The following is an 18,189-nucleotide window of genomic DNA, read 5'->3' as shown; positions in this document are numbered from 1 at the left end:
GATGGTAGCGCAGCGACTGCGCCCGGCCAAGTCGCGTGGCCGGTCGATGGCACTATAGACAGCATGGCTATTGGCTGTCATGCGCTGGGTGCCAGGCGGCCAGCCAGCGCTTCGCTAAGCAGGGCGGTCAAGGCGTAGACCGAAAGCTGCGGGTTGGCGCCGATGCTGGTGGGGAACAGCGAACCGTCGTGGACCGACAGGTTTTCCAGCTGGTGATGCCGGCCCAGGCTGTCGCACACCGCCTGGCGCGGATCCTCGCCCAGGGCGCAGCCGCCCATGACGTGGGCGCTGCCCAGGCGCATGCGAAACAGTTCCAGGGGCAGGCTGTCGATCAACGCCTTGGCCTGCTCCGGGTTATCGACATACCGGGCATCGCCATGCACCGGCAGCACCCGGCGGGCACCGGCGGCGAACTGGATCTGTGCCATGCTGTGCCAGGCCCGGCGCAGCCCGTCGTGAAGGTAGTCGGTGACCGGGTAGTCGAGCACCGGCGAGCCATCGCCACGCAACTCCACCTGGCCGCCGGGGCTGTCCGGGTGGAAACCATCGCGCAGCAGCGCCAGCATCACGTGGGTATGGGGCAGCTCGGCCATGCGCAGGGCATTGTCCTGGCCATGGCCACCGAGCAGGGTGCTGGCCAGGGCCGGGTGCAGCGGCGGGACTTCGAGCTTGTAGCCGACCGGGCCGGCGACGCCTTCCTGCCATTGGAACTGGTCGCTGTAGATCGACTGCGGCGCGCCGTAGTACGGGTCGATCTTCGCCTCGAACTGCGCGGCGCTGAAGTTGACCAGGTGCAGGAAGGTGCGTTTGCCCAGGCGCTGGTGGGGGTCGGGCGCTTCGGAGCGCAGCAGCAGCGCTGGGCTGTTGATGCCGCCCCCGGCCAGTACGTAATGCCGGGCGCGCACCCGCACCTGGCGCCCCGTGGGCTGGATCCCCTGGGCGTCCAGGGCCTGGCATTGCAGGTGGTCGATGCGTTGGCCATCGTGGCTGATGCGCTCGGCGCGGGCCAGGTAGAGCAGTTCGCCGCCTTGCTCGAGAGTGGCCGGAATACTGGTGACCAGCATCGACTGCTTGGCGTTGACCGGGCAGCCCATGCCGCAGTAACCCAGGTTCCAGCAACCGCGCACGTTGCGCGGTATCACCGCCCAGCGCAGGCCGAGCGCCTCGCAGCCGCGACGCAGCACATCGTTGTTGGCATTGGGCGGCATCATCCAGGGGCTGATGCCCAGGTGCTGCTCCATGCGTTCGAACCAGGGTTTCAGGCTGTCGCTGTCCAGGCCCTTGACCCCATGTTCACGGGCCCAGTGCTCCAGGGTCTGCGGCGGCGTGCGGAAACTCGAGGTCCAGTTGACCAGGGTGGTGCCGCCCACCGCCCGACCCTGCAGGATGGTAATGGCGCCGTCCTTGCTCAGGCGGCCCAGGCCCTCCTGGTAGAGATCGGCATAGGCTTCGTGCTCCAGCAGGTGGAAGTCGCTGCTGGTCTTCAGCGGGCCCTCCTCGATCAGCAGTACCTTCAGGCCGGCCGCGCTCAGCCGTTCGGCGGTTGTGGCGCCGCCCGCGCCACTGCCGATCACGGCGACGTCGGCTTCCAGGCTCAGGTCCTGCTCAAGGCGCGAGCCATCGTGGGTGATCCAGCCTCGGGCGAGGCCTTGGCGAAACGGGTCGGGGACGGGCATTTGGCGATGCTCTTGTCGGTGGGTCAGATCTTCGGCGGCCCTGGGTAGCCGCATGCCGCCCAGGCCTCGGGGCGCTCATACCAGGCCATGAGCAGCAGTTGCAGCAGCGAGGCATGGCCCTGGCGCAGCAGGTTCAGCGAACTGTCCCGCCAGCGTTCGAGAAAGCGCTCCAGCTCGCTATCCGTGGCGCTGGCCCAGCCGCCCCAGATACCGGTCAGCGGTCCTCGGGTCAGGGGCAGGGTGAGCACGTCGAACAGTTGCCGGGTCAGCTTGAGCATGGCGGGCGACAGCGCCGCCAGCTTGTGGTCGAGGCTTTGCAGCACCCATTCGGTGGAAGCCTGGGTACCCGCCAGCACGACGGGTACCAGGGCCTGCAGCAGAGGCAGGTCGTCATCGCGCAGGACCTGATAACCGGGCGAGGCCGCCTGTGGCGCACAGCCGACCAGGCTGGTGGCACCCAGAAACAGGCTGGCGCCGAAGCTGAACCTGAGCAGGTCGCGACGATGCATGTGCGCCGGCGCTCAGCGGATGAACAGCTTGTAGACCAGGCGCTGCAAGGCCTTGCCATAGGGCGGGTAGATCGTCTTGGCGGCATTGATGCGCTGCTTGGCCAGCACGGCCTTGGCCTTGCTGAAGGTCAGGAAACCGTCGTGGCCATGGTAGTGGCCCATGCCGGACGGGCCGACGCCGCCGAACGGCAGGTCGTCCTGGGCCACGTGCAGCAGGGTGTCGTTGAGGCAGACGCCACCGGAGTGGGTGTCGCGCAGTACCCGTGCCTGTTCGCCCTTGTCGTAGCCGAAATAGTAGAGCGCCAGGGGTCGGGGACGCTGGTTGATGTAGGCCAGGGCGTCATCCAGACGGTCGTAGGGCACCAGGGGCAGCAACGGGCCGAAGATCTCGTCCTGCATTACCTGCATGCCGTCGTTCACCTGCAACAACAGGTGTGGCGGCAGATGGCGGCCTTGGCGGGGCTCGTCGGGGTAGAGATCGATCACTTGGGCGCCTTGCTCGCGGGCATCGTCGAGCAGGCGGTTGAGGCGAGCGAGCTGGCGCTCGTTGATGATCGCACTGTAGTCGGGGTTATCAGTCAGGCGCGGATAGAAGCGGTGCACGGCGCGCCGGTAAGCCTCGGCGAAGGCGTCCAGGCGCTCGCGGGGCACCAGCACGTAGTCGGGGGCGACGCAGGTCTGGCCGGCATTGAGGGTCTTGCCGAAGGCGATGCGTTCGGCGGCGGTGTCCAACGACACATCGGTTGAGACGATGGCCGGTGACTTGCCGCCCAGCTCAAGGGTCACTGGGGTGAGGTTCTGCGCGGCGGCCAGCATCACATGACGGCCGACGCTGGTGGCCCCGGTGAACAGCAGGTGGTCGAACGGCAGGCGGGCAAAGGCCTGGCCGACTTCCACCTCGCCCAGTACTACACTGACCAGGTCATTGGGGAACACCCGTTCGAGCAGGTCCTTGATGGCCTGTCCGCTGGCGGGCGTGGATTCGCTGAGTTTGAGCATCACCCGGTTGCCGGCGGCCAGGGCGCCGGTCAACGGGCCGATGGCGAGGAACAGCGGGTAGTTCCACGGCACGATGATCCCCACCACTCCCAGTGGCTGGTACTCCACCCGCGCGCTGGCGGGCTGGAAGGCCAGGCCGACCTTGCGCCGCGAGGCGCGCATCCAGCGCCCCAGCTGTTTTTCCGCATCGCGCAGGCCGAGCACCGACGGCATCAGCTCGGCGATCAGGGTCTCGTCGCGGCTGCGGCCGCTGAAGTCGGCGTCGATGGTCGCAATCAGCGTCTCCTGCTCGGCCAGCAGCGCCTCGCGCAGGCTTTTCAGCCACTGCCGACGCTGCGCGGCGGCGGGCATCGGGTTAGCGGCGAAGGCCCGACGCAGGACGTCGAACGTCGCTTGCAGGTCGAGGTCGGATTGCACAGGAGGGAGAACGGCAGGCGAGGTCATGGCGGCTCCGGGGTGGTAAGTGAATAGAGTATATACTCTAATTGGTACGATGGTGCACTATTTTCACCTGGCCGGCGGTGCACCCGACCTGCGGGAAGCCGTAAGATGGGCTCGATCAATCAAGCTGGAGACTGGAGCTGAGCATGGCCCCGCGCATGAAGACCCGAGAGCGCATAGTGCAGAGCAGCCTGGAGCTGTTCAACCAGCAGGGCGAGCGTTGCGTCAGCACCAACCACATTGCCGCGCACATGGAGATCTCGCCCGGCAACCTGTACTACCACTTCCCCAACAAGCAGGCGATCATCGCCGTGCTGTTCAACCAGTACGAAGAGCTGGTCGACAGTTTCCTGCGCCCGCCCCAGGGCCGCATTGCCACCGTCGAGGACAAGCGCTTCTACCTCAAGGCGTTGCTGGCGGCGATGTGGAACTACCGTTTCCTGCACCGCGACCTGGAGCACCTGCTCGACAGCGACCCGGAGCTGGCGGCCCGTTATCGGCGCTTTTCGCGGCGCTGCCTGCTGCAGGGGCAGGCGATCTACCGGGGCTTCGTCGAGGCCGGCATCCTGAGCATGGACGGCCCGCAGATCGAGTCGCTGACTATCAACGCATGGATCGTGCTGACCTCCTGGGTGCGTTTTCTCAGCACCACCCGCGAGCATTGCGCGCACCTGGGTGAAGAAGCGTTCATGCGCGGCGTCTATCAGGTGGTGGTGCTGGAACTGGGGTATGTCACTCCAGACTCGCGTGCCGCGGTGCAGGCGTTGTGCGATGAGTTCCACGTTCCGTTCAACCAGGCCCTGGAGCAGTGACCCGGGGTCTTCGAGCCATTCATCAGGAGATTGTCATGCCCCTTGCGCAACTGATCACCCCGCAACAGCTGGCCGAACGCCTGGAAGCGCCCGGCCTGGTGATCCTCGATTGCCGCTTTGCCCTGGAAGATGTCGACTACGGCCAACGTAGTTATGCCGAGGGGCATATCGCCGGGGCGCATTTCGCCGACCTCGAGCGTGATCTGAGCGGGCCGGTGGTCAAGGGTCGCACCGGTCGTCACCCGCTGCCCGATCCGCAGCGGCTGGTGGAGCGCCTGCGCGAGTGGGGCGTGGACAACGATAGCCAGGTGGTGCTCTACGACGATGGCCCCGGCGCCTTCGCTGCCCGTGCGTGGTGGCTGCTGGCCTGGCTGGGCAAGCGCGATGCGGTGTTCATTCTCGACGGCGGCCTCAAGGCCTGGCACGCCGCCCACCTGCCGTTGAGCCTCGACCCGCCCGCGCGTCGCGAGGGGACGTTCAGTGGCGAGCCGGACATGAAGCTGCTGATCGACGCCACACACCTGGGCAAGCGCCTGAACGATCCGACGCTGACCCTGATCGATGCCCGCGGGTTGCCGCGTTTTCGTGGCGAGGTGGAGCCGATCGACCCGGTGGCCGGGCACATTCCGGGCGCCCAGTGCGCGGCGTTCACCGACAACCTTGGCGCCGACGGGCGTTTCCTGCCGGCCGACACGCTGAAGCAGCGTTTTGCCGAAAAGCTGGCCGGCCGTTCGCCGCAGGACCTGGTGGCCTATTGCGGCTCTGGCGTGACCGCCTGCCACAACCTGTTTGCCCTGGCGCTCGCGGGATATCCGCTGGGGCGGCTGTATGCCGGGTCGTGGAGTGAGTGGATCAACGATCCGCAGCGCGGCGTGGCCACTGGCGAGTAATTCGTGAGGTGGGAGTGGGCCTGGTGATGCTATCGCGGGGCAAGCCCGCTCCCACGAAGCCTTCCCTCAGCCATATTCCTGGATGGAGACTATCGCTCTTCCATCAGCCACTGCGGGATCCGCCGTTCCAGGTAATACCCCGGATTGCGCAGGCTGCCCTCGACGAACCCAACATGGCCACCGCGATTGTGCAGTTCGAACTGCGTCAGTGGCGCCAGTTCGTCGGCAGTCGGCAGGCTGTGACCGAACACGAACGGATCATCGCTGGCATGGATGATCAGCGTCGGCGTGCGGTTTTCTCCCAGGTAATAGCGGCTGGACGCCCGGCGGTAGTAGTCATGGGCATCGCTGAAGCCATTGAGTGGCGCGGTCACCTTGCCGTCGAAGTCCCAGAAGGTGCGCAGGTTGCGCAATGGGCCAAGGCGCTCGAGGGTTGCCAACCCTTCATGGTGACCTTGATTGCGAAAGTGCCGCTGCTTGTCCTTCACGTACGCCATCATCGCGCGCATGAAATGCGCCTGGTAGATCTTCGAAAATCCCAGGCCGATGCGGTCGGCGCACTGGTCCAGGCGAAACGGTACCGACACCGCCACCGCCGCTTCCAGTTGGCTGGACGAGCCACTTTCTCCCAGGTACTTGAGCAGCACATTGCCGCCCAGCGAATAGCCCACGGCATACAGCGGTGCCAGCGGCCGCTGCGCCCGCAGGTGGCGGATGGTCTCGGCCAGGTCTTCGCTGGCCCCGGAGTGGTAGCTGCGCGCCAGCAGGTTGGGCTCGCCCGAGCAGCCGCGCCAGTTCACCGCGACGCTGGCCCAGCCACGCCCCTGCAAGGCCAGTTGCAGGCCTTTGACGTAGGGCGAATTGGACGAGCCGGTGAGGCCATGGAGCACCAGCACCAACGGCGCGTCGGGTTGGTGCGGTCCGTGCCAGTCGAGGTCGAGGAAGTCGCCGTCGGCCAGCCACAGGCGCTCGCGGTTGCGCGGCAGGTCCGGGAGCTTGCGCCAGAGAGGCCCCCACAGTGTCTGCAGGTGAGGGTTGGACAGGCCGGTGGCCGGACGGAAGGTGGCGGTGAGGCTGGGCATGCTGGGCGACTCGTGGTGTGCCTGCCTAGAGTGCCATGAAACACCGCCACTGTACCTGCGCTATTGGTCGGTGCCCGCTCGTTGCCACAACGCGTAGTGCACCTGGCCGGTCTTCTTCTCGCGGTGCAGGCGCCAGTTGCCCGGCATCGGCAGCGAGGAGGGCACGGCTTCGCTTTCGGTGTAGATCCACGCCTGCTCGCGCAGCCACTGGCCCTGCTCCAGCAGGTTGCAGGTGTTGGCCAGCAGGTCCTGGTGGAACGGCGGGTCGAGGAATACCACATCGAACTGCTGTTTGGCCGGGCCTTGCAGGTAGCGCAGGGCGTCGGTCTGCAGGATCTGCCCGCGCGGGCAGCGCAGCAGCTCGAGGTTGTTCTTGAGATTGACGATGGCCGCCGGGTTGCTGTCCAGCGCCACGGCGTTTTCGGCGCCGCGAGACAAGGCCTCCAGCACCAGCGCGCCGCTGCCGGTGAAGGCGTCGAGCACCAGGGCGCCTTCGATATGCGGCGCCAGCCAGTTGAACAGGGTCTCGCGCACGCGGTCAGGCGTCGGCCGCAGGCCTTCGCCTTCCGGCACGGCCAGACGGCGGCTGCGCCACTCGCCGGCGATGATGCGCAGCTGGCCGGGGCCCTTGCTGGCGCCCGGTGCCGGGCGCGCTGGGGTGTTGGGTCTTGCCATTAGTGCTCCGGTACGCCGAGCGGCTGCTCGGCGGGTTTGTCAGTGGGGGCCGGCAGGGGCTGCTGGGCCACCTTCGGGCCGACGGTGACGATCACCAGCTTGTCCGCCGCCAGATGCTTGTTCATGGCGGCCTTGACCTGTTCGACGGTCAGCGCCTGGGATTGCTGCATGAAATCTTCCAGCCAGCTCAGCGGCAAGTTGTAGAAGCCGATCGCGCCCAGTTGGCCGACGATGCTGGCATTGCTGGCGTTGGACAGCGGGAAGCTGCCGGCCAGTTCGCGCTTGGCGTCGTCCAGCTCCTGCTGGGTCGGGCCGCTCTTGAGGTAGTCGGCAAGGATATCCCGGACCAGCTTGAGCGTGCCCTCGCTGAGCTCGGCACGGGTCTGCAGGTTGATCATGAACGGGCCGCGCACCTGCATCGGGCTGAACACCGAGTACACGCCGTAGGTCAGGCCGCGTTTTTCGCGCACTTCGCTCATCAGGCGGGTACCGAAGGCGCCGCCACCGAGGATCTGGTTGCCCAGCGACAGGGCCGGCCAGTCCGGATCGTTACGGTCGATGCCCAGCTCGGCCAGCATCAGGTGGGTCTGTTTGGACGGGAAATCGATATGGGTCGCGCCCGGCGTGGGCTCGACCGGTTGCTCGGGCTTGGCCAGGGCCGGGCCCTTGGGCAGGCCGGCGGAGACCTGGGCGGCAATGGCTTCGGCTTCGCCGCGGCTGAGATCGCCGACCAGGGCGATCACCGCGTTGCCGGCCGCGTAGGCCTTGGCGTGGAAGCCGCGCAGCTGTTCCAGGGTAATGCCGGGGATGGTTTCGGCGGTGCCGTCGCTGGGGCTGGCGTAGGGGTGTTTACCGTAGAGGTTGGCGAACAGGGTCTTGCCGGCGATCTTGCCGGGGTTCTGCTTTTCGTATTCGAAACCGGCCAGCAGCTGGTTCTTGATGCGCTTGAGGGCGTCCTCGGGGAAGGTCGGCTGGCCCACCACCTCGGTGAACAGCTTCAGCGCCGGCTCGCGCTTGTCGCTGGCGCTGAGACTGCGCAGCGACGCCACGGCCATGTCGCGGTACGAACCGTTGCCGAAGTCGGCGCCCAGTCCTTCGAAGCCTTCGGCGATGGCGGTGACGTCCTTGCCGGCCACGCCCTCGTTGAGCATGGCGTTGGTCAGGGTGGCCAAGCCCGGGGTGCCGCCGTCCTGACTGCTGCCGGCGGCGAAGGTCACGCGCAGGTCGAACATCGGCAGCTCGCGGGCCTCGACGAACAGCACGCGGGCGCCTTCGACAGTGGACCAGTGCTGGATGTTCAGCTGGCGCCGGCTGGGGGCCTTGCCGTCCAGTTCGGCCAGCGATTGCAGGGTGTTGGCCGGGCGGGCCGCGGTGTCTGCCTTGCCTTGGCTGTCGGACTGGGCCGGGCGCGCCAGCAGCGCGGCGACAGCCACCACCAGCACGATGATCGCCAAGCCGAACAGGGTGTAGCGCGGTGCGCTGCGATCACTCATGGGCGGACTCCTCGGGCAGTACATGGGCAACGCTCAGGCGTTCGCGGGTGAAATAGGTGCGGGCGGCGGCCTGGATGTCTTCCGGGGTCACGCGCTTGAGGTCGTCGAGCTCGCTGTCGATCAGCTTCCAGGAGAGGCCGACGGTCTCCAGCTGGCCGATGGTGGTGGCCTGGCTGCTGATGGAATCACGGTCGTAGACCAGGCCGGCGATTACCTGGGCGCGCACGCGCTCGAGTTCCTCGGCGGTCGGCGGCGTGGTCTTGAGCTCGTCGAGCAGCTGCCAGATGCCTTTTTCCACCTCGGCCAGGGTCTTGTGCTTCTGCACGTTGGGCGTGGCCGAGATCATGAACAGGCTGTCACCGCGGGTGAAGGCGTTGTAGCTGGACGAGGCACCGGCCACCAGTTCCTGGCCGCGCTCCAGGCGCGCCGGCATGCGGGCACTGTAGCCGCCGTCGAGCAGGGCCGAGATCAGGCGCAGGGCGTTGACGCTGCGCGGGTCCTTGGCCGTGGCCAGGGCGGGCACATTGAAGCCGTAGACCAGGCTGGGCAGTTGCGTGCGCAGGTGCAGAGTGAGCTGGCGCAGGCCTGGCTCGGCCAGTTCCAGCGGCAGCTTGCTGGGTGGCACGGCGCGCTTGGGGATCGGGCCGAAGTATTTCTGCGCGAGGGCTTTCACCTCGTCGGGCTTGACGTCGCCGACCACCACCAGGGTGGCGTTGTTCGGCGCGTACCAGGACTCGTACCAGTGGCGCAGTTCCTCGACCTTCATGCGCTCGAGGTCGGCCATCCAGCCGATGGTCGGGGTGTGGTAGCCGCTGGCCGGGTACGCCATGGCGCGGAACAGCTCGAAGGCCTTGGCGTTGGGCTGGTCGTCGGTGCGCAGGCGGCGCTCTTCCTTGATCACCTCGATCTCGCGGCTGAACTCGTCGGCTGGCAGGCGCAGGCTGGCCAGGCGGTCGGCTTCCAGCTCGAAGGCCACCGGCAGGCGGTCACGGGCCAGCACCTGGTAGTAGGCGGTGTAGTCGTCGCTGGTGAAGGCGTTCTCCTCGGCGCCGAGATCGCGCAGGATGCGCGAGGCTTCGCCGGGGGCGAGCTTGGCGCTGCCTTTGAACATCATGTGCTCAAGGGCATGGGACAGGCCGGTCTGACCCGGCGTCTCATAGCTGGAGCCGACCTTGTACCAGATCTGCGAAACCACCACCGGCGCACGGTGGTCCTCGCGCACGACCACTTTCAGGCCGTTGTCGAGAATGAATTCGTGGGTGGGTTGCACATCGGCGGCGAAGGCCGCCAGCGGCAGGCACAGCGTGCCGAGCAACAGGCCAGCGGCGCGGCGGGCTAGAGCATTCATACGGTGTTCAACCTGTTCGGCGGCCCGCTTGGGTTTAGCGTCGGCGGGCCAGGAGGTGCTAGGATACTGATCCGGTTGCCTGGCGACCATGCCTGTCGCCGTTCTGGCCCACAGGCCCTTACGACAAAACGTTGCGCATGAACCCCCTGGCTTCACAGTAGTCTGTTCTGCGTGAGTTAAGAATTCCCGGTGCGCCACTGCTGGCGCATCGCTACCCTGAGATAGCCGTCTTCCATGTTTGGTTCCAACGACGACAAAAAAGCGCCGGCCGCGGCTGGCGAGAAGAAAGGCCTGTTCAGCTGGTTCCGCAAGAAGCCGGAGCAACCTGTCGCCGAACAGCCGCAAGCCCCCCAACCGCCCGTCGAGGCGCCGGTGGTACAGCAACCTCCCGCCGAGCAGCCTGCTCCGCTGGCCGAGGCACCCCAGCCTGCGCCAGTCAGCGTGCCGGCCGAGCCTGAACCGGTTGCTCCGCAGGTGGTGCAACCCACCCAGGTGGTTGAACCCGCCCAGCCCGTGCCGGTGGACGTCCCGGTCGAGCCTGCCCTGGTGGTCGAGGTTGAGCCTGTTGTTCAGGTACACGCGCCGCAGGCTCCTGTGACTGAGGGCTTGCCCGCGAATGCGGCGGACCTGCCGACGGCCATGGTTGAGCCAGCGCCACCTGCACCCGTGAGCAACCTGGTGCTGCCGGTCGCGGAAGAGCCGGTTGCATTGGTACCGGACCTCGAACCCAAGGCGCCGCCGGTCATTCCCGAGCGCCCGGCCCCTGAGGTGGTGGTGCCCGAGCCCGCCCCGGTGGTGGTTGCCCCTGTGGTTGAGCCTGAACCCGAAGTGCCTGTCGCTCCGGCTGCCGTCGAACCTGCGCCAGTCGCCGCCGAGCCTGCCAAGCAGGGCTTTTTCGCCCGCCTCAAGCAGGGCCTGTCGAAGACCAGCGCCAGCATCGGCGAGGGCATGGCCAGCCTGTTCCTGGGCAAGAAGGTCATCGACGACGACCTGCTCGACGAGATCGAGACCCGTCTGCTGACCGCCGACGTCGGTGTCGAGGCCACCTCGACCATCGTCCAGAACCTGACGCAGAAGGTCGCCCGCAAGCAACTGGCCGACGCCGACGCCCTGTACAAGTCGCTGCAGGACGAACTGGCCGCCCTGCTGCGCCCGGTCGAGCAGCCGCTTAAGATCGAGGCGCAGAGCAAGCCCTACGTGATCCTGGTGGTCGGCGTGAACGGCGCCGGCAAGACCACCACCATCGGCAAGCTGGCCAAGAAGCTGCAGTTGGAAGGCAAGAAGGTCATGCTGGCTGCCGGCGACACCTTCCGCGCCGCGGCGGTGGAGCAGTTGCAGGTCTGGGGCGAGCGCAACCAGATCCCGGTCATCGCCCAGCACACCGGCGCCGACTCGGCCTCGGTGATCTTCGACGCGGTGCAGGCCGCCAAGGCCCGTGGCGTCGATGTGCTGATCGCCGACACCGCCGGTCGCCTGCACACCAAGGACAACCTGATGGAAGAGCTGAAGAAGGTCCGTCGGGTAATCGGCAAGCTCGACGCCGAGGCGCCCCACGAGGTGCTGCTGGTGCTCGACGCCGGTACCGGGCAGAACGCCATCAGCCAGGCCAAGTACTTCAACCAGAGCGTCGAGCTGACCGGCCTGGCCCTGACCAAGCTGGACGGCACCGCCAAGGGCGGCGTCATCTTCGCCCTGGCCAAGCAGTTCAACATCCCGATCCGCTTCATCGGTGTGGGCGAGGGTATCGATGATCTGCGCACCTTCGAGGCCGAACCCTTCGTCAAGGCGCTGTTCGCCGAGCGGGAACCTTCATGATCCGATTCGAACAGGTAGCCAAGCGCTATCCCAATGGCCATGTCGGCCTGCACGAACTGAGCTTCCGGGCGCGTCGTGGCGAGTTCCTGTTCGTCACCGGCCACTCCGGCGCCGGCAAGAGCACCCTGCTGCGCCTGCTGCTGGCCATGGAGCGTCCGACCAGCGGCAAGCTGCTGCTGGCCGGGCAGGACCTGGGCCAGATCAGCAACGCGCAGATTCCGTTCCTGCGCCGGCAGATCGGCGTGGTGTTCCAGAACCACCAACTGCTGTTCGACCGTACGGTGTTCAACAACATCGCCCTGCCGCTGCAGATCCTCGGGCTGTCCAAGGCCGAGATCGCCAAGCGCGTGGATTCGGCGCTGGAGCGCGTGTCGCTGAGCGACAAAGGCGAGCTGTTCCCGGCCGACCTGTCCACCGGCCAACAGCAGCGCGTGGGCATTGCCCGCGCCATCGTCCACCAGCCGGCCCTGCTGCTGGCGGACGAACCTACCGGTAACCTCGACCCGCGCCTGGCCGCCGAGATCATGGGCGTGTTCGAGGACATCAACCGCCTGGGCACCACGGTATTGATCGCCAGTCACGACCTGGCGCTGATCGCGCGCATGCGCCACCGCATGCTGACGCTGCAACGCGGCCGCTTGATCGGCGATGGGGAGGCCGGGCAATGAGCACCACACGTACACCAAAGGTTTCCGAGCGCGTGGCGCCGAAAGCCGCCGACCCGCAACCGGCGAAGAAGAAGCGTGGCGACCACGACGATGACGGCCCGGACTTCAGCACCCTGCTGCACGCCTGGCTGGAAAGCCACCGCGCCAGCCTGGCCGACAGCCTGCGCCGGCTGGGCAAGCAGCCGATCGGCAGTTTCTTCACCTGCCTGGTGATGGCTGTGGCGCTGAGCATGCCCATGGGCCTGTCGCTGCTGCTGAAGAACGTCGAGAAACTCGGCGGTTCCTGGCAGCGCGCGGCACAGATTTCGTTGTATCTCAAGCTTGATGCCAGCAGCCGTGATGGCGAGGCCTTGCGTGACGAGATCAAGGGCATGCCGGGCGTCGCCGAGGCCCAGTACGTCAGTCGCGAGCAGGCGCTGGAAGAGTTCCAGCAGCAGTCAGGCCTGGGCGAGGCGCTGCGCGAGTTGCCGGACAATCCACTGCCCGGCGTGGTGGTGGTGACCCCGACCGAGGTCGACAAGCCGGCCCTGGAAGCCTTGCGTCAGCGTCTGTCCGAGCTGCCGCGGGTGGAAGCGGCGCAGCTGGACCTGGTGTGGGTCGAGCGCCTGGCGGCGATTCTCAAGCTGGGAGACCGGTTCGTCTTCGGCCTGGCGGTAATGCTGATTTCCGCTCTGCTGTTAGTAATCGGTAACACAATTCGTCTACATATCGAAAACCGCCGGGTCGAGATCGAAGTGATCAAGCTCGTCGGCGGCACCGACAGCTACGTACGCCGGCCTTTCCTGTACATGGGCGCCCTGTACGGCCTGGGTGCGGGCGTGCTGGCCTGGGGCATCCTGGCGTTCGGCCTGAACTGGCTGAACGACGCGGTGGTCGGGCTGTCCGGGCTGTATGGCAGTGATTTCGCCCTGGGTGGCGTACCGGCCTCGGATGGCCTTTCACTCTTGATCGGGGCGGTGTTGTTGGGGTATATCGGTGCATGGATCGCCGTCGCTCGTCACTTGAACGAGCTGGCACCGCGATAAATGTTTCATGGCCAGTATTGACAAATTTTTCATCCTGGAACTTGTACAACGGTTCCTTGTCTATGCTGGCAGTGCCCACAAGGCACGAGTCTGTAAGCTGGAGGTACTTGAATGACCACATCGTTGCAACCTGCCTATGCCCTGGTTCCCGGTGCAAACCTGGAAGCCTATGTGCACACGGTCAACAGCATCCCATTGCTGTCGCCGGAGCAGGAGCGTGATCTGGCCGAGCGTCTCTATTACGAGCAGGATCTCGAGGCCGCTCGGCAAATGGTGATGGCCCACCTGCGTTTCGTCGTACACATCGCCCGTAGCTATGCAGGCTACGGGCTGGCCCAGGCCGACCTGATCCAGGAAGGCAACGTCGGCCTGATGAAGGCGGTAAAGCGTTTCAACCCGGAAATGGGCGTGCGTCTGGTGTCCTTCGCGGTGCACTGGATCAAAGCCGAGATCCACGAGTTCATCCTGCGCAACTGGCGCATCGTCAAGGTGGCCACCACCAAGGCCCAGCGCAAGCTGTTCTTCAACCTGCGCAGCCAGAAGAAACGTCTGGCCTGGTTGAACAACGACGAAGTGCATCGCGTGGCCGAAAGCCTTGGTGTCGAGCCCCGTGAAGTACGCGAGATGGAAAGCCGCCTGAGCGGCCAGGACATGGCCTTTGACCCGGCGGCCGAAGCCGACGACGACAGTGCCTTCCAGTCGCCCGCGCATTACCTGGAAGATCACCGCTACGACCCGGCCGTGCAGCTGGAGGACGCCGATTGGAGCGACAACTCCACCAGCAACCTGCATGAAGCGCTGCAAGGCCTGGACGATCGCAGTCGCGATATCCTTTATCAGCGCTGGCTGGCCGAGGAAAAGGCCACGCTGCATGAGCTGGCGGAGAAATACAGCGTTTCGGCCGAGCGTATTCGCCAGCTGGAGAAGAACGCGATGAACAAGGTCAAGGCATTGATCACGATCTGATCGGCGCCTGGCTGGAGTGAAAAAGCCGCTGTTCTCGCAAGAGACAGCGGCTTTTTCGTGTGTTGTGGCGCGTGGGAGCGTGCCTCAAAGCCTGCGCGAAGTATCCAGTTGCATCAGGTAGCTCGGCCCACCCAGCTGGCTCATCTGCCGGCGAATCCACCCCGCGCGGCTCGCCACATAGGCGCTTGGCCGGCTGGCACTCCATTTGATCGGGCTAGGCAGCACCGCGGCGAGTTGTGCGGCCTGTTGTCGCGTCAGGCGGCTGGCGTCCACGCCGAAGTGGTAGCGTGCCGCGGCCTGGGCACCGAACACGCCCTTGCCCCATTCGGCGCTGTTCAGGTAGACCTCGAGAATCCGTTCCTTCGACCAGAACAGCTCGATCAGCGCGGTGAACCAGGCCTCCAGCCCCTTGCGCAGCCAACTGCGTCCGGACCACAGGAACAGGTTCTTGGCCACCTGCTGGGTCAGCGTGCTGGCGCCACGCACCTTGCCGCCACGCTCGTTGTAGGCCAGCGCCGCCTGGATCGCCGGGATGTCGAAGCCCCAGTGGCTGGCGAACTTCTGGTCCTCGCCGGCGATGACCGCGACCTTGAGTTCGTCGGAGATGTCCTCCCAGGGCGTCCAGTCGCGTTGCAGGTCGATGGGCTCGCCGCTGAACCATGACTCCACCTTGCGCTCGACCATCAGCGCGGTGCCGGGCGGTGGAACCCAGCGCAGCACCAGGACCACGGCGGCGCTGCCGGCGGCGAACCAGAGCAGGGCGCGGGAGAGGCGGCGCAGGAGAGATGAGAGCATGGTGATGGCTTGGCCGGACCGTTGGAACGGGCCATTATACAGACCCCTCCCGAGGAGTCGTCCCATGCTTCGCAGCTTCCTGATGCTCGCCGCGTTCTTCGGTTTTACCGGCGTGGCCCTCGGCGCCTTCGCCGCCCATGGCCTGAAGAGCCGTCTCAGCGCCGACTACCTGGCGATCTTCCATACCGGCGTGAGCTACCAACTGGTGCACGCACTGGCGATCCTCGCGGTGGCGGTGCTGTCGGCGCACCTGCCGGGGCGCCTGGTCGGCTGGGCCGGCGGTCTGTTCGCGGTGGGTATCCTGCTGTTCTCCGGTAGCCTCTACGTACTGACCCTGAGCGGTCTGAGCAAGCTCGGCATGATCACTCCGCTGGGCGGCCTGTGCTTGCTCGCCGGCTGGCTGTGCCTGGGCCTGGCCGCCTGGCGCCTGGGCTGACCGAACGGTCCACAATCGCGACTAATGGCGCGCATCGCCCTTGGGTTGCGAGGTGGATCGGGGCTAGAATGCGGGCCCCAAAGAACAATGGTGGCCGTGCGCATGCGCATTCAATTGAACGGTGAGCCTTACGAACTGCCCGACGGCGAGAGCGTCGCGGCGCTGCTGGGCCGGCTGGAGCTGGCTGGTCGCCGGGTGGCGGTTGAACTGAACCTGGACATCGTGCCGCGCAGCCAGCACGAGAGCACGCGATTGAGCGAAGGCGACCAGGTCGAAGTGGTTCATGCCATTGGCGGTGGTTGAGCACGTCTCGCCGATTCATCCAGAAGCCCCGTAACCTTTCCAGAGGAACATCGATGAGCAACGTTCGCAGCGACAAGCCTTTCGTCCTGGCCGGGCGCACTTTCCAGTCGCGCCTGCTGGTCGGCACCGGCAAGTACCGTGACATGGAAGAAACCCGCCTGGCCACCGAGGCCTCGGGTGCCGAGATCGTCACCGTGGCCGTGCGTCGCACCAACCTCGGCCAGAACGCGGGCGAACCGAACCTGCTCGATGTGCTGTCGCCCGACAAGTACACCATCCTGCCGAACACCGCGGGTTGCTTCGATGCGGTCGAGGCGGTGCGTACCTGCCGCCTGGCCCGTGAGCTGCTCGACGGGCACAAGTCCCACGAGGAGCGGACACTGGTGAAGCTGGAAGTGCTGGCCGACCAGAAGACCCTGTTCCCCAATGTGATCGAAACCCTCAAGGCCGCCGAAGTGCTGGTCAAGGACGGCTTCGACGTGATGGTCTACACCAGCGATGACCCGATCATCGCCCGCCAGCTGGCCGAAGCCGGCTGCATTGCCGTCATGCCGCTGGCCGGCCTGATCGGCACCGGCCTGGGTATCTGCAACCCCTACAACCTGCAGATCATCCTCGAGGAATCCAAGGTGCCGGTGCTGGTCGATGCTGGCGTGGGTACTGCTTCCGACGCCACCATCGCCATGGAGATGGGGTGCGAGGCAGTGCTGATGAACTCGGCCATTGCCCACGCCCAGCAGCCAGTGCTGATGGCCGAGGCCATGAAGCACGCCATCCTTGCCGGCCGCATGGCGTATCTCGCCGGGCGCATGCCGAAGAAACTCTATGCCAGCGCGTCCTCGCCGCTGGAAGGTCTGATCAAGTAAGAGCCCCAGATGACTGAATCGCAAGAAACGCCGATCACCGAAGACGGCGAAGCCCGCCCGCACCGCCGCATCAAGAGTTTCGTGATGCGCGCCGGGCGCATGACCGAAGGCCAGCAACGCGGCCTGGAGCAGGGTGGTCCGCTGTTCATCCTGCCGCTGACCGACAGCCCGGTGGACTACGACCAGGTGTTCGGCCGTTCGGCGCCGCGCACCCTGGAGATCGGCTTCGGTATGGGGCACTCGCTGCTGGAGATGGCAGCCGCCTCGCCGGAGCTGGACTTTATCGGCGTCGAAGTGCACCGTCCGGGTGTCGGTGCGTTGCTAAATGGCGTGCTGACCCAGGGCTTGAAGAACCTGCGGGTTTACGATTGCGATGCCATCGAAGTGCTTAACCGCTGCGTGGCTGACAACAGCCTCGACCGCCTGATGCTGTTCTTCCCGGATCCGTGGCATAAGGCCCGTCACCACAAGCGCCGGATCGTTCAACTGGAGTTCGCCGAGCTGGTGCGCCGCAAGCTCAAGCCCGGTGGCGTATTCCACATGGCGACCGACTGGGAGCCCTATGCCGAATACATGCTGGAAGTGATGAGCGCAGCGCCAGGCTATCGCAACCAGGCGGCTGATGGCGCCTATGTACCGCGCCCGGAAGAACGGCCGATCACCAAGTTCGAGCGCCGTGGGGAGCGCCTTGGGCATGGGGTGTGGGACTTGAAGTTCGAGAAGGTGAGCTGAGCCGGATTCGTTCGGCGCTGTCCTTCAAGCCTGCGAGATTGCAGGTACAAAAAAACCGCCTTGAGAAGGGCGGTTTTTTTATGCGGGCCTCGGGTTACGAAGCCTATCCCACGAACACCACTGGAGACAGTCACAACTGGATCTTAGGATGGCCTCGAATACAGGACGCGTTTGCTGAATACGCTGAGCCGCGTCTGGACGCTGGTTCGGATCCTGATCGTTTTCAGGACCGCCAGGGACTTCCTGCGCGATCACTTTGACGATGCCCGCTAAGGGTTAGTCGGGTGAGAAGCCGTCCTGGCTCGCCAGGGCGGCTTTTAGCAAGCAGTCAGCCCCGCCGATCAGCGACGACCCCAATCAATACCAGCACCACCAGCAGCACCGGTGCCAGCGCATAGTTGTTGAACTGCCCCAGCCCCTTCACGATCCACGGCGTCGCATAGATCAGTGCCGCGCCGCTGCCGATCATCACCAGCAGCGCCATGAACGGCACCCGCAGGGCGCCGGCCAGACCACCCAGGCGGCCTTCCACCCAACCCTTGATATCGGTGCCGAACAGCACCAGCAGGCAGCCCACCAGGGCCAGCGAGATTTCCGACAGGTTGCTGCGGCTCCAGCGGGAAACGGTCGAGAGCAGGTCAAGTACCAGGTCCATGGG

The 18,189-nt window shown here is 65.9% G+C and carries 19 protein-coding genes; 10 read left to right on the top strand and 9 right to left on the bottom strand.

Features of this window, described 5'->3' with window-relative positions; translation table 11 throughout:
- Positions 1-77: 77 nt before the first annotated feature.
- From AC25M7_RS16920 to AC25M7_RS16910, 3 genes are read right to left on the bottom strand one after another with little or no spacing between them, the layout of a single operon-like run.
- Positions 78-1,676 (bottom strand): GMC family oxidoreductase, encoded by a 1,599-nt coding sequence (locus AC25M7_RS16920; protein WP_486971292.1) that lies wholly within the window; start codon positions 1,674-1,676, stop codon positions 78-80.
- Positions 1,677-1,699: 23 nt separating this feature from the next.
- On the bottom strand, positions 1,700-2,185 hold the full coding sequence (locus AC25M7_RS16915; RefSeq protein ID WP_028689144.1) for a hypothetical protein: 486 nt from the start codon (positions 2,183-2,185) through the stop codon (positions 1,700-1,702).
- A gap of 12 nt (positions 2,186-2,197) precedes the next feature.
- Entirely contained in the window at positions 2,198-3,628 is a 1,431-nt protein-coding gene (locus AC25M7_RS16910; protein WP_062362805.1) for a coniferyl aldehyde dehydrogenase, read from the bottom strand.
- Positions 3,629-3,771: 143 nt separating this feature from the next.
- Between AC25M7_RS16910 and AC25M7_RS16905 the strand changes: the two genes are divergently transcribed.
- Together AC25M7_RS16905 and AC25M7_RS16900 are read left to right on the top strand one after the other, a co-directional pair.
- The gene (locus AC25M7_RS16905) at positions 3,772-4,437 is read left to right on the top strand and encodes a TetR/AcrR family transcriptional regulator (RefSeq protein ID WP_028689142.1); all 666 of its coding nucleotides are present in this window, start codon (positions 3,772-3,774) and stop codon (positions 4,435-4,437) included.
- A 35-nt stretch (positions 4,438-4,472) separates the two neighbouring features.
- Positions 4,473-5,327, top strand: coding sequence for a sulfurtransferase (locus AC25M7_RS16900; RefSeq protein WP_028689141.1), 855 nt, complete (start codon positions 4,473-4,475; stop codon positions 5,325-5,327).
- Positions 5,328-5,416: 89 nt separating this feature from the next.
- On the opposite strand, the gene AC25M7_RS16895 is transcribed toward AC25M7_RS16900, so the two are convergent.
- Genes AC25M7_RS16895 through AC25M7_RS16880 form a run of 4 tightly spaced genes read right to left on the bottom strand, consistent with a single transcriptional unit; the run spans position 5,417 to position 9,925 of the window.
- Positions 5,417-6,409, bottom strand: a complete 993-nt coding sequence (locus AC25M7_RS16895) for a hydrolase (RefSeq protein ID WP_028689140.1) — start codon at positions 6,407-6,409, stop codon at positions 5,417-5,419.
- A gap of 60 nt (positions 6,410-6,469) precedes the next feature.
- On the bottom strand, positions 6,470-7,084 hold the full coding sequence (gene rsmD / locus AC25M7_RS16890) for a 16S rRNA (guanine(966)-N(2))-methyltransferase RsmD (RefSeq protein WP_062362807.1): 615 nt from the start codon (positions 7,082-7,084) through the stop codon (positions 6,470-6,472).
- On the bottom strand, positions 7,084-8,577 hold the full coding sequence (locus AC25M7_RS16885; protein WP_247283750.1) for a M16 family metallopeptidase: 1,494 nt from the start codon (positions 8,575-8,577) through the stop codon (positions 7,084-7,086). Before AC25M7_RS16885 ends, rsmD begins: the two co-directional genes overlap by 1 nt.
- Positions 8,570-9,925: a M16 family metallopeptidase gene (locus tag AC25M7_RS16880; protein ID WP_028689137.1), complete on the bottom strand. Its 1,356-nt coding sequence runs from the start codon at positions 9,923-9,925 to the stop codon at positions 8,570-8,572. The genes AC25M7_RS16885 and AC25M7_RS16880 overlap by 8 nt, the downstream gene beginning before the upstream one ends.
- A 234-nt stretch (positions 9,926-10,159) precedes the next feature.
- Between AC25M7_RS16880 and ftsY the strand changes: the two genes are divergently transcribed.
- From ftsY to rpoH, 4 genes are all read left to right on the top strand, one after another.
- The gene (ftsY, locus tag AC25M7_RS16875; RefSeq protein ID WP_486971291.1) at positions 10,160-11,740 is read left to right on the top strand and encodes a signal recognition particle-docking protein FtsY; all 1,581 of its coding nucleotides are present in this window, start codon (positions 10,160-10,162) and stop codon (positions 11,738-11,740) included.
- Positions 11,737-12,408, top strand: coding sequence for a cell division ATP-binding protein FtsE (gene ftsE, locus AC25M7_RS16870; RefSeq protein ID WP_011531723.1), 672 nt, complete (start codon positions 11,737-11,739; stop codon positions 12,406-12,408). Before ftsY ends, ftsE begins: the two co-directional genes overlap by 4 nt.
- Entirely contained in the window at positions 12,405-13,433 is a 1,029-nt protein-coding gene (gene ftsX / locus AC25M7_RS16865) for a permease-like cell division protein FtsX (protein WP_028689135.1), read from the top strand. The genes ftsE and ftsX overlap by 4 nt, the downstream gene beginning before the upstream one ends.
- A gap of 111 nt (positions 13,434-13,544) precedes the next feature.
- Positions 13,545-14,399 (top strand): RNA polymerase sigma factor RpoH, encoded by an 855-nt coding sequence (gene rpoH / locus AC25M7_RS16860; RefSeq protein ID WP_028689134.1) that lies wholly within the window; start codon positions 13,545-13,547, stop codon positions 14,397-14,399.
- 84 nt (positions 14,400-14,483) lie between these two features.
- Here the strand turns inward: rpoH and mtgA are convergent, their stop codons facing one another.
- Positions 14,484-15,194 (bottom strand): monofunctional biosynthetic peptidoglycan transglycosylase, encoded by a 711-nt coding sequence (gene mtgA, locus AC25M7_RS16855; protein ID WP_028689133.1) that lies wholly within the window; start codon positions 15,192-15,194, stop codon positions 14,484-14,486.
- A 64-nt stretch (positions 15,195-15,258) separates the two neighbouring features.
- Between mtgA and AC25M7_RS16850 the strand changes: the two genes are divergently transcribed.
- The 4 genes from AC25M7_RS16850 to trmB all read left to right on the top strand — a co-directional run bounded on the left by AC25M7_RS16850 (position 15,259) and on the right by trmB (position 17,531).
- Positions 15,259-15,630, top strand: coding sequence for a DUF423 domain-containing protein (locus tag AC25M7_RS16850; RefSeq protein WP_028689132.1), 372 nt, complete (start codon positions 15,259-15,261; stop codon positions 15,628-15,630).
- 102 nt (positions 15,631-15,732) lie between these two features.
- Entirely contained in the window at positions 15,733-15,933 is a 201-nt protein-coding gene (thiS, locus tag AC25M7_RS16845) for a sulfur carrier protein ThiS (RefSeq protein ID WP_028689131.1), read from the top strand.
- A gap of 53 nt (positions 15,934-15,986) precedes the next feature.
- Positions 15,987-16,799 (top strand): thiazole synthase, encoded by an 813-nt coding sequence (locus tag AC25M7_RS16840; RefSeq protein WP_028689130.1) that lies wholly within the window; start codon positions 15,987-15,989, stop codon positions 16,797-16,799.
- 9 nt (positions 16,800-16,808) lie between these two features.
- A complete protein-coding gene (trmB, locus tag AC25M7_RS16835; RefSeq protein ID WP_028689129.1) occupies positions 16,809-17,531 on the top strand; it encodes a tRNA (guanosine(46)-N7)-methyltransferase TrmB in 723 nt (240 codons plus the stop codon).
- A gap of 328 nt (positions 17,532-17,859) precedes the next feature.
- Here the strand turns inward: trmB and AC25M7_RS16830 are convergent, their stop codons facing one another.
- On the bottom strand, positions 17,860-18,186 hold the full coding sequence (locus AC25M7_RS16830) for a DUF3392 family protein (protein WP_011531731.1): 327 nt from the start codon (positions 18,184-18,186) through the stop codon (positions 17,860-17,862).
- Positions 18,187-18,189: the final 3 nt, after the last annotated feature.

Source organism: Pseudomonas sp. P106(2024) (genome assembly GCF_057480815.1).
Note: the sequence above shows the minus strand (reverse complement) of the source record. Positions and strands in the feature narration are given on the sequence as shown.

What these genes read in the sequence shown, in the direction of transcription:
- AC25M7_RS16830 (WP_011531731.1), bottom strand. Translation starts at nt 18,186, where the DNA reads ATGGACCTGGTACTTGACCTGCTCTCGACCGTTTCCCGCTGGAGCCGC.
- AC25M7_RS16910 (WP_062362805.1), bottom strand. Translation starts at nt 3,628, where the DNA reads ATGACCTCGCCTGCCGTTCTCCCTCCTGTGCAATCCGACCTCGACCTG.
- thiS (WP_028689131.1), top strand. Translation starts at nt 15,733, where the DNA reads ATGCGCATTCAATTGAACGGTGAGCCTTACGAACTGCCCGACGGCGAG.
- ftsX (WP_028689135.1), top strand. Translation starts at nt 12,405, where the DNA reads ATGAGCACCACACGTACACCAAAGGTTTCCGAGCGCGTGGCGCCGAAA.
- rsmD (WP_062362807.1), bottom strand. Translation starts at nt 7,084, where the DNA reads ATGGCAAGACCCAACACCCCAGCGCGCCCGGCACCGGGCGCCAGCAAG.
- trmB (WP_028689129.1), top strand. Translation starts at nt 16,809, where the DNA reads ATGACTGAATCGCAAGAAACGCCGATCACCGAAGACGGCGAAGCCCGC.
- AC25M7_RS16840 (WP_028689130.1), top strand. Translation starts at nt 15,987, where the DNA reads ATGAGCAACGTTCGCAGCGACAAGCCTTTCGTCCTGGCCGGGCGCACT.
- AC25M7_RS16895 (WP_028689140.1), bottom strand. Translation starts at nt 6,409, where the DNA reads ATGCCCAGCCTCACCGCCACCTTCCGTCCGGCCACCGGCCTGTCCAAC.
- AC25M7_RS16880 (WP_028689137.1), bottom strand. Translation starts at nt 9,925, where the DNA reads ATGAATGCTCTAGCCCGCCGCGCCGCTGGCCTGTTGCTCGGCACGCTG.
- mtgA (WP_028689133.1), bottom strand. Translation starts at nt 15,194, where the DNA reads ATGCTCTCATCTCTCCTGCGCCGCCTCTCCCGCGCCCTGCTCTGGTTC.
- AC25M7_RS16900 (WP_028689141.1), top strand. Translation starts at nt 4,473, where the DNA reads ATGCCCCTTGCGCAACTGATCACCCCGCAACAGCTGGCCGAACGCCTG.
- AC25M7_RS16885 (WP_247283750.1), bottom strand. Translation starts at nt 8,577, where the DNA reads ATGAGTGATCGCAGCGCACCGCGCTACACCCTGTTCGGCTTGGCGATC.
- ftsY (WP_486971291.1), top strand. Translation starts at nt 10,160, where the DNA reads ATGTTTGGTTCCAACGACGACAAAAAAGCGCCGGCCGCGGCTGGCGAG.
- AC25M7_RS16915 (WP_028689144.1), bottom strand. Translation starts at nt 2,185, where the DNA reads ATGCATCGTCGCGACCTGCTCAGGTTCAGCTTCGGCGCCAGCCTGTTT.
- rpoH (WP_028689134.1), top strand. Translation starts at nt 13,545, where the DNA reads ATGACCACATCGTTGCAACCTGCCTATGCCCTGGTTCCCGGTGCAAAC.
- AC25M7_RS16905 (WP_028689142.1), top strand. Translation starts at nt 3,772, where the DNA reads ATGGCCCCGCGCATGAAGACCCGAGAGCGCATAGTGCAGAGCAGCCTG.
- AC25M7_RS16920 (WP_486971292.1), bottom strand. Translation starts at nt 1,676, where the DNA reads ATGCCCGTCCCCGACCCGTTTCGCCAAGGCCTCGCCCGAGGCTGGATC.
- ftsE (WP_011531723.1), top strand. Translation starts at nt 11,737, where the DNA reads ATGATCCGATTCGAACAGGTAGCCAAGCGCTATCCCAATGGCCATGTC.
- AC25M7_RS16850 (WP_028689132.1), top strand. Translation starts at nt 15,259, where the DNA reads ATGCTTCGCAGCTTCCTGATGCTCGCCGCGTTCTTCGGTTTTACCGGC.